At 68.5% G+C, this 8,883-nt stretch carries 8 protein-coding genes; 4 read left to right on the top strand and 4 right to left on the bottom strand.

The annotated features are described in order from the left end of the window. Nucleotides 1-337 precede the first annotated feature (337 nt). From AC3ENQ_RS13985 to AC3ENQ_RS13975, 3 genes are all read right to left on the bottom strand, one after another. A complete protein-coding gene (locus tag AC3ENQ_RS13985) occupies nt 338-2,488 on the bottom strand; it encodes a heavy metal translocating P-type ATPase (protein WP_431805348.1) in 2,151 nt (716 codons plus the stop codon). A 156-nt stretch (nt 2,489-2,644) separates the two neighbouring features. Then, nucleotides 2,645-3,247 (bottom strand): DUF305 domain-containing protein, encoded by a 603-nt coding sequence (locus AC3ENQ_RS13980; RefSeq protein ID WP_431805347.1) that lies wholly within the window; start codon nt 3,245-3,247, stop codon nt 2,645-2,647. A gap of 80 nt (nt 3,248-3,327) precedes the next feature. After that, nucleotides 3,328-3,759 carry a DUF6153 family protein gene (locus AC3ENQ_RS13975; RefSeq protein WP_431805346.1) on the bottom strand — a complete coding sequence of 144 codons (432 nt, stop codon included), beginning with the start codon at nt 3,757-3,759 and terminating at the stop codon, nt 3,328-3,330. A 610-nt stretch (nt 3,760-4,369) separates the two neighbouring features. On the opposite strand from AC3ENQ_RS13975, the gene AC3ENQ_RS13970 reads away from it, so the two are divergent. Both AC3ENQ_RS13970 and AC3ENQ_RS13965 read left to right on the top strand, forming a co-directional pair. Next, on the top strand, nt 4,370-4,939 hold the full coding sequence (locus AC3ENQ_RS13970; RefSeq protein WP_292859283.1) for a CueP family metal-binding protein: 570 nt from the start codon (nt 4,370-4,372) through the stop codon (nt 4,937-4,939). Nucleotides 4,940-5,151: 212 nt separating this feature from the next. Then, nucleotides 5,152-5,760 carry a recombinase family protein gene (locus AC3ENQ_RS13965; protein ID WP_292679364.1) on the top strand — a complete coding sequence of 203 codons (609 nt, stop codon included), beginning with the start codon at nt 5,152-5,154 and terminating at the stop codon, nt 5,758-5,760. Nucleotides 5,761-5,937: 177 nt separating this feature from the next. Here the strand turns inward: AC3ENQ_RS13965 and AC3ENQ_RS13960 are convergent, their stop codons facing one another. Continuing rightward, nucleotides 5,938-6,336 carry a hypothetical protein gene (locus AC3ENQ_RS13960; RefSeq protein ID WP_431805345.1) on the bottom strand — a complete coding sequence of 133 codons (399 nt, stop codon included), beginning with the start codon at nt 6,334-6,336 and terminating at the stop codon, nt 5,938-5,940. A gap of 178 nt (nt 6,337-6,514) precedes the next feature. Here AC3ENQ_RS13960 and AC3ENQ_RS13955 point away from each other — a divergent pair, with 178 nt between their 5' ends. Both AC3ENQ_RS13955 and AC3ENQ_RS13950 read left to right on the top strand, forming a co-directional pair. Further along, on the top strand, nt 6,515-7,159 hold the full coding sequence (locus tag AC3ENQ_RS13955; RefSeq protein WP_431805344.1) for a response regulator: 645 nt from the start codon (nt 6,515-6,517) through the stop codon (nt 7,157-7,159). Next, nucleotides 7,156-8,763, top strand: a complete 1,608-nt coding sequence (locus AC3ENQ_RS13950; protein ID WP_431805343.1) for a sensor histidine kinase — start codon at nt 7,156-7,158, stop codon at nt 8,761-8,763. The genes AC3ENQ_RS13955 and AC3ENQ_RS13950 overlap by 4 nt, the downstream gene beginning before the upstream one ends. The last annotated feature ends 120 nt before the right edge of the window (nt 8,764-8,883 follow it).

The raw sequence follows: 8,883 nt of genomic DNA, 5'->3' as shown, positions 1-8,883 counted from the left end.
TAGCAGCGGGCGTCCGTGCTGCAAGCCGCACAGGGTGCATCGCCCATCACCGGCGAAGAGCGCCAAAATACGGTCGGCGCTCCCTCCCCCAGGCACTTGCCGTTCGCCCGGTGGCGCTGAGGGAGCCCTCGCCCGACCGAGTCGCGCGCGGGCTTCGTCAATTCTGTGGGCCAACCCTGCGACGACCCCTCATCGCGCTTGTGCCCGCTCGTGACCAGCCGTGTCAGGGGTTCTGCGCGCACGCGGAGGCTTAGCGAACAGGCGAAGACTCGCCCACCACGGACCGCTTGCGGGCCCTGCGCGATTAGGGATCCCGCGTACCGGGTGCGCTTCTGAGCTATCTCGTTAGGATCGCGCGCGTGCTTACCCCGGGGTCGAGGTCCAGCCGGCGCAGGAGTTGGGCGTTGAGGGCGACGACGAGGGTGGACAGGGACATAAGGATCGCGCCGACTGCCATCGGCAGCACGAATCCGATGGGGGCGAGGATGCCGGCGGCGAGCGGTACAGAGATCAGGTTGTAGCCTGCGGCCCACCAGAGGTTCTGCTTCATCTTGCGGTAGCTGGCGCGGGACAGTTCGATCACGGACAGCACGGAGCGCGGGTCGGAGCTGGCGAGGATCACGCCGGCTGAGGCGATCGCGACGTCCGTGCCGGCACCGATAGCGATGCCGACGTCGGCGGTTGCGAGGGCGGGGGCGTCGTTGACGCCGTCGCCGATCATGGCGACTTTCTTCCCCTCGGCCTGGAGCGCACCGATCTTGGCGGCCTTGTCTTCCGGGCGCACCCCGGCGAAGACGCGGTCGATGCCCAGGTCGGTGCTGACCGCGTGGGCAACGGCCTCGGCGTCGCCCGTGATCATTACGACCTCGACGCCGAGCTTGTGGAGCGCGTCGACGGCCTCGCGGGATTCCGGACGGATTTCGTCGGCGAGTTCGAGTCCGCCGATCACGGCGCCGTCTTGGACGACGTGCAGGATGATTGCGCCGTCTGCGCGCCAGGATGCCGCTTCATCGACTTCCGATGCGCCGAGCTCCTCGAGCAGGCGGGGACCGCCGACACGGATCTCGTGACCGTCCAGGGTGGCGGTCACGCCGACCGCCGGGGAGGACGTGAATCCGGTGACGTTCTCGATCTGGAGGCCACGGTGTTGCGCGGCACGGACGATGGCTTTGGCGAGTGGGTGCTCGCTGTCGGCTTCTGCCGCGGCGGCGATCGCGAGCACCGTGTCGGCGTCGTGACCGCCGGCGGGGGCGATGGCGGTGACGACGGGTTCACCCTTGGTGAGGGTTCCGGTCTTGTCGAACAGGACGGCGTCGATGGTGCGCATCTGTTCGAGCGCGAGACGGTCTTTGATCAGCACCCCGCCGCGGGCGGCGCGTTCGGTCGCGATGGACACCACGAGCGGGATCGCCAGTCCGAGCGCGTGCGGGCAGGCGATGACGAGGACGGTGATGGTGCGGATGACGGCGTCGTCCGGGCTGCCCACGAGGGTCCAGACGACGGCGGTGACCGCGGCGGCGCCGAGGGCGAACCAGAACAGCCAGCCGGCGGCGCGGTCGGCGATGCGCTGGGCGCGGGAGGTGGAGTTCTGCGCGTCGGTGACGAGTCGTTGGATGCCGGCGAGGGTGGTCTGGTCTCCGGTCGCGGTGACCTGGACGCGCAGGCCGGAGTCGGTCGCGACGGTCCCCGCGGTGACGGTGTCGCCGGTGCTGCGGGAGACGGGGCGTGATTCGCCGGTGACCATGGACTCGTCCATGTCCGCCCGCCCGTCGACGATCCGGCCGTCGGCGGGGACGCTGCCGCCGGGACGGACCACGACCACATCGCCGACACGGAGGTCTGCGGGGGAAACCGTCACGATCTGGTCGCCGTCGACGCGCTCGGCCTCGTCAGGCAGAAGCGCGGCGAGTGAATCCAGGGCTGATGTGGTCTGGGCGAGGGAGCGCATCTCGATCCAGTGGCCGAGGAGCATGATCACGATCAGCAGCGCGAGCTCCCACCAGAACTCGAGTTCATGGTGCAGCAGGCCCAGACTGGCGCCCCAGGATGCGAGAAACGCGACGGTGATCGCCGCGCCGACGAGCAGCATCATCCCGGGCGTGCGTGCCCGCAGTTCGCTGACCGCGCCGGACAGGAACGGCCAGCCGCCCCAGAAATACATGACAGTACCGACCAGCGGAGCGATCAGGTTGATGCCGGGGGCGTCGGGCAGCGAGTACCCGAAGAGCATGGCGAACATGCTCGAGAACGCGACCACCGGCACCGCGAGGATCAGGTTGATCCAGAACAACTGCCGGAACCGTGCCACATGATCGGCCCCGTGCCCGGCATGCCCACCGGGGTGATCATGCTCGCCGTGAGGGTCGTGCCCGGCCGGGTGGTCCATGCCGTTCACGTGGTGGCCACCGTGCTCAGCGACGTGAGAGCCGACCGGCGCCTCGCGTGTTCCCCGTGATGGGTCGTGGTGGTGTGCGTGCGGATCGGTCATGACGAGCCTCCTCGCTGGTCTGTGGTCGGATGATTCCGGCGTCAGGCGGGGTGCCCTTCCTCGGATTGCCGACATGTCATCCATCAACCGGGATACCCCCCTCGGGTATTCCGAGGGGTCTCGCGTTCGACAGGGCGAGACCCTCGGAATGATTCCTCAGTTCTGGGTGAGCAGGTTCTCCATCGTGGCGATCTCGGTAGTCTGCGTGTCCAGGATCGCTTGTGCGAGCGCGATCACCTCCTCGTTTGCTCCCTGGTCGAGTTCGGTCTGCGCCATCTCGATCGCGCCCTCGTGGTGCACGATCATCTGCTCCAGGAACAACCGCGCCGCCTCCGCGCCGTCGGCGGCTTCCAGCGCAGCCATGTCGCCATCCGACATCATCCCGTCGCCGTGCCCCATCCCGCTCATGTCGCCGCTAGCGCTCATTCCCCAACTGGTGAGCCAGGACTGCATGAGCTCGATCTCGGGGCCTTGCGCGTCCTTGATCTGTTGCGCCAGGTCTCGCACCTGCTCGTCTATGCCGTGCTTGCCGAGGATCGTGTCGCTCATCTCCACCGCCTGCTCGTGGTGGGGAATCATCATCATCACGAACATCTCGTCCGCCGCGTTGACCTGGGCAGACGGCGACGTGGACGACATCCCGCCCTGATCCATCCCCGGCATCGATCCGCCGCCGACATAGGCGCACCCTGCCAGCGACACCGCTACCGTGAGCGGCACGACGGCCAATACCGTCCATCGGAACTTCTTCACAACCATTGGCCCTTCTCCATCAATCGGTGAACTTCGCCCGCGTGCGGGCATGACTCAGTCCCGGCCACAGGGCCGGGACGGTCGGTTCACGTTCGGCTGATGGACAGGTCCAGCAATGACGGCGGACGGGGCAGCACCGACAACAGCACCCCGACCACACGCGCCAGCGGGCCCGGCCCGCGGCTTCGGCCGCGGATGACCCCGGGTCCGGAGCGCGCCGCCCACAGCACCACCGCCAGCAGACCTAGCACGCACGCCGCCATCAACGCGTCATGCGCCCCACCGGGCACGCAGTCCGCACAGGTGGTTTCGGCGACGGAGTCGGTGTCGCCCGATGACCCGTGGCCGTGCTCGGCGTCGATGCTCGCCATGGCCGCCATCGGCGCGTCAGAGTGCCCGGTCATGAGCGTGTGCATGCCCAGCAGCCCCACCATCACCAGCGCCGCGAGCAACACCGACAGCATCCACCGCCACAGTATCGGCGGATGCAAACGAGTTCGGGTCGTGTCCAGGGCCACAGGTCTCCTTGGTTCGCAGAGTACCCCACCGGGGTATTCACCCCACCCCACCGCCCGCTGGTTTTTCCTGTCAGAAGGCTGGGTAGCGACACGCGATTGCCGTGACATCCTGAGGGAGTCATGCCCTCATCCGGGACCACCAGCCCTCGCCGCCACGCACGGCGGCGCGGCATGTGCGCGGTCATCGGGCTGGTCCTCGTCGCTCTCCTCGCCCTGCATGTTTCTCCCGCGACGGCCGCGGATGCCGCGCCCGCGATGTCGACGCAGAGCGAGAGCACCCACTCCCCGGATCTCTCGGACTGCGCGGGGTGCGCGGTGTGCCCGGATGGAAACGGCAGCCCGCACGCCGCGATGGGCGTGCACTGCGGGATGACGTTGCAGCCACCCACCGTGCATGCGGGCGTGGTGCCGACGCGAGCCTGGTTCCGCGCGCTGTCTCCCGGCGCACGACAGCCGTCGCCCGCCGAAGGAGCAGCTGCGCCGCGCTCCCTCACGCTCTGGGAGCTTTCAGTCAGTCGAACGTGAGTGCGGCCCGCCGGGACTGTTCGCCGGCAACCGCATCGCCCGTCCCCGGGCGCCCACACAACCTTCGACGAAAGTGAACCCTGCCATGCCTCGCGCATCGAAAACCAACCTCGGCGTGATCCTCGCGACCACCCTGCTCCTCGTCACCGGCTGCGCAGCCGCCACCCCCGACAGTACGACCACCGATCCACTCGCCGCCGCCGGTTTCCCCGACCAGACCATCCACCAGGTCATCGACGAGCTCGAAGCGACACCGGTCGACGACCGACGCGACGACCTGATCGCATCCGTGCGCCCGAACGCCGTGCTGTTCACCGTCGACGGTGGGCCCGAGACCTCCGTCCCACTCGAGGACGAGTTCTACCTCTCCGTCGCGCCGTACCGGAACACCACGCACGACTGCTACTTCCACAGTCTGACCACCTGCGTCGGAGAGCTCGGCGACGAGCCCCTCCACCTCACGGTCGTCGGCGACGATGGCGAGGTGCTGCTCGACGAAGAACGCACGACGAACAGCAACGGCTTCGTCGGACTGTGGCTTCCCCGCGACATCGACGCCACACTCACTATCACGCACGAGAACGGCTCGATCACCACCCCCATCTCCACTGGCGCGGATGACCCCACCTGCCTCACCGATCTGCCTCTCACGTAGAGGGCCCGAGCAAGCGACCCCGCCTCCCGGGTCGTCCTCTACGTGGTGGCGGCGCGGGAGACGTCACGCCGATCGTCGTTGCTGCGCGAATGAACGGCGCCTCCCCTCGCCCGCACGATCACGCCACGCCCGCAACACCCCCTGACTGCGCATCGCCCGGATACGGATCCGACCGGGGTCCGCCGCCGACCTCCGGGATCAAGCTCGATGGCATGAATGGAATACAGATTGGCTATGCCAGAGTCTCGACCGCTGATCAGGACCTCACTTCGCAGCGGGACGGGCTATTGCGGCTCGGGGTTCTCGATTCGAACATCTATGTCGATCACGGGCTGACCGGCACCAACCGCGCCAGGCCAGGGCTCCGCGAAGCGCTCGCCGCAGTCCGAGAAGGCGACACCCTCGTAGTCACAAAGCTCGACCGGCTCGCCAGGTCCGTGAAGGATGCGCGCGACATCGCCGACGAGCTGACGACGAAAGGCGTCGCGCTCAGTCTTGGCGGCAGCAGGTACGACCCCACCGACCCAGTGGGGCGGTTGCTGTTCAATGTGCTCGCGATGGTTGCCGAGTTCGAACGCGACCTAATCAGCATGCGCACGAAGGAGGGGATGGCGGTCGCCCGCGCGAAAGGTCACCTAAAGGGTAAGCAGCCGAAGATGTCGACAACGCAGCGAAAGCTGATGTTCGACGTCCAGGACCGCGGCGAGTACACCCAAACCGAGATCGCCGAGCTGTTCAGTGTCTCTCGGGCCACCGTCTACCGCGAACTACAGCGTCGCCGGGCAGCGTTCCGTGCCGCGAGCGACGCGCACATCTTCTGAGCCCAGGCCGCAGCCCCTACCGGCGATGGCCTTGGGTCGCCGCCGGCGGGGGCGCGTACTGACAGTGCCCGCGGAGGGATCAGTTGTGACGCGCCGAGTGTCTGGACTGGTGCGTCGTCGTCGCCGCGAGCGCGCGGTGGCCGGGTCGACTATGCGCGCGACCCGGCCACCGGTCGGCTATTCGGTGCGGCGCATCCCCACGACGATGAGTGCGCACGCAGCGAGGGCGAGGGCGATGCCGATCACCGCACCGATGACCGCGCCAGGGCCGGTCTCCTCGGCGGGGAGCAGGAACGCGGGAAGCGCGGGCAGAATGGACACGATTTGCAGGGCGATGATCGCGATACAGGGCCCGCGCCGGCCGTTCCAGGCGAACGCGACGAGCGCGAGGGTTCCGAGGGCGACGCCACCTGAGAGCACGGCGATGATGATGACGATCGGGTCCCAGGCGCTTCCGTCGAGTCCGATCATCAGTGCGGGAACGGCTCCGGCGACGGCGAGCAGTGTGGCGAGCACGAGGCCGATGCGAAGCGGCACGGCTCGGCGCAGCGGAGGGGATGCGGTGATTGCGGTCATGACGAACTCCTCTCGATGGGGTGCCGGCATGTCCGGCTATGACTCACGATCTCGTCCCCGCGTCGCCTTGGGCGCGGGGTCCGTCCCCCGGGACGTGGGCACGGTCCGGGAAATCGTGCCCGGCACGTCTGGGGGCTGAACCCCAGATGCGGGGCGCGGTCAGCGGCAGAATGTGTCCATGTCAGACGCCGCGATTCGTGTCCTGGTCGCGGACGACCATCCCGTCGTCCGTGGTGGGCTGACTGCGCTGCTGAGCACGCTCGAGGGTGTCGAGGTGGTGGCGGAGGCTGGCGATGGCGCTGCCGCGTGCCGGGAGGCGCTGGTGACGCGCCCGGATGTCGCGATCGTGGACCTGCGGATGCCGGTGCTGGATGGGGTGGAGACCACGCGACGCCTGACGGCTGATCTCCCTGGCGTTGCCGTGATTATCCTCACGATGTTCGACGAGGACGAGGAGATCGCGGATGCTCTCGCGGCCGGAGCGCGGGGGTATTTGCTGAAAGGCGCTCAACCCGACGAGATCGATCGTGCCGTGCGCACCGTGGCTGCAGGCGGCGCCGTGCTTTCACCCGAGGTCGCCGCGCGCGTGCTGGGCGGGTCGCTCCGCCGGTCCGCGGCCGATCCGTTCCCTCAGCTCACGGCACGGGAACGGGAGGTGCTCGACCTCATCGCACGTGGTGCACCCAATCATGCGATCGGCGCGCGGCTCGGGATCGCGGCGAAGACCGTCGGCAATCACATTTCTGCGATCTTCCTCAAGCTCGGCATTGCGACACGGGCTGAAGCGATCGTGATGGCCCGCGAGGGTGGGCTCGGCCGGTGATCGCCCGCCGCGTGGGCCTTGTGCTCGCCACGATCCTGAGCGTGCTGGGCACCGCACCTGCCCTCGACATCGCACCGGACTCCTCAGGCTCGATCGTTCTACCGATCGCGGCGGCGATTCTGTCGATCGGGATCGCCGTAACGACGCTCGTTCTCCTCATCCCGGCTTGGCGCGGAGGTTCACGCGCGTGCCTGACGATCGCCGTGCTCCAGCTGGTCGGCATCCTGACCGCCATCCCCGCGTTCTTCGCCCCCGCCGAGGTCGTCCCCGCCGGCGCCGTCGTCTTCGCTGCTCTCGGGTCGCTGCTGAACGTGACGGCGTTCGCGCTCATCCTCGTCGATCAGTCGACCGTTCTCGTCTACTCGGCAGCGATCATCATCGTCGTCGCCATCTACGCGGGGGCCGTTGCCGTCGTCTCCCTGCTGGTGCCGCCGAGCGTGGAACGGACCGTGCAGACTGTCGCGGCGATCGGGATCGCACTGCTCTTTCAACCGGTCGTCGGACTGCTTCGCCGCACCGTCGGTCGCACCCTGTACGGAGGGCGTGACGATCCGGCCGGCACCGCACGCCGCGTCCGGCAACGGCACGACGGATCCGAAGCAGGCGTTGCCGCAGCCGTCGCCGAGACCGCTGCACTGCTGCGCCTCCCCGGGCTGACGCTGATCGTCGACAACAAGTCGGTCGCCACCGTGCGGCGCGGACATGCCGGCGGCCGGGAGGTTGAGGTGCCCGTCACCCCCGACGGTTCGCTCGCCCTGCGCGTGGCCCTCCGCCCCGGCGAGAAGGCGCTGCACGCCGACGATCGTGCCGCGCTCGAGCTCGTCGCGCTACCGCTCGCGTTGCTGTCGCGTCAGGCAGACCTTTCGAAGCAGCTCCGTGACGCCCGCGCCGCCACTGTCGAATCACGCGAGCGGGAGCGCGTGGCCCTCCACCGCGATCTCCACGACGGACTCGGGCCTCTGCTGACCGGAGCGGCATTCCGTGCGGATGCCGCGCGTAACCTGCTGCGCTCGCACCCCGACGAGGTCGATGCCCAACTCGAGGTCGTGCAGGCTGACCTGCGGACCGCGCTCGAGGAAGTTCGGCGGGTGGTCGACGGGCTGCGGCCGATCGAACTTCAGGAGCGCGGCCTCTGGGGCGCATTGGCACGCCGCGCCGACCGCATCGGAGCCGACCTCGACGTGCCCGACCCGCCCCCTGTTCTCACCGCTGCCGGACAAGTCGCGGTCTATCGCATTGTGAGCGAGGCCCTGACCAACGCCGACCACCACGGACCCGGCTCGCCCGTCCAGGCCTGCGCCACCCTCACCCCCGACGGCGCCCTCCACATCGTCGTCCAGAACCCGATCACCGAGGACACCCACGGCGGCGACAAGGCCAGCGCGCCAGATGACGGCCGATCGGCGCCGGCCCGACCGGGGATCGGCGCGGCATCGATCCACGCCCGCGCCGAGGAACTCGGCGGCTCAGCCACGATCGGCCCCGACGGGCAAGGGCTCAGGCGAGTATCCGTCCACTTGCCACCATCGATCATCGACACCGAGCCGTCGCCCTCCTCGCGCGACCGAGGCGGGATGAAGGGCGCAAGGTCAAATCAGACCTGACTCACCAGCACCTTCCGCACCACCCACCAACGTCAGCATCATGCTTCGAACCGCGCTCGGTGCGCACGCAAAGGGATCGTGTACGAGCTATCAGTATCCGCGGGAAGGTGCCATCGGAGG

The organism is Microbacterium sp. bgisy203 (genome assembly GCF_057706945.1).
Note: the sequence above shows the minus strand (reverse complement) of the source record. Positions and strands in the feature narration are given on the sequence as shown.

Coding starts and splice junctions, on each gene's coding strand:
- AC3ENQ_RS13985 (WP_431805348.1), bottom strand. CDS start 2,488: ATGACCGATCCGCACGCACACCACCACGACCCATCACGGGGAACACGC.
- AC3ENQ_RS13955 (WP_431805344.1), top strand. CDS start 6,515: ATGTCAGACGCCGCGATTCGTGTCCTGGTCGCGGACGACCATCCCGTC.
- AC3ENQ_RS13965 (WP_292679364.1), top strand. CDS start 5,152: ATGAATGGAATACAGATTGGCTATGCCAGAGTCTCGACCGCTGATCAG.
- AC3ENQ_RS13970 (WP_292859283.1), top strand. CDS start 4,370: ATGCCTCGCGCATCGAAAACCAACCTCGGCGTGATCCTCGCGACCACC.
- AC3ENQ_RS13960 (WP_431805345.1), bottom strand. CDS start 6,336: ATGACCGCAATCACCGCATCCCCTCCGCTGCGCCGAGCCGTGCCGCTT.
- AC3ENQ_RS13980 (WP_431805347.1), bottom strand. CDS start 3,247: ATGGTTGTGAAGAAGTTCCGATGGACGGTATTGGCCGTCGTGCCGCTC.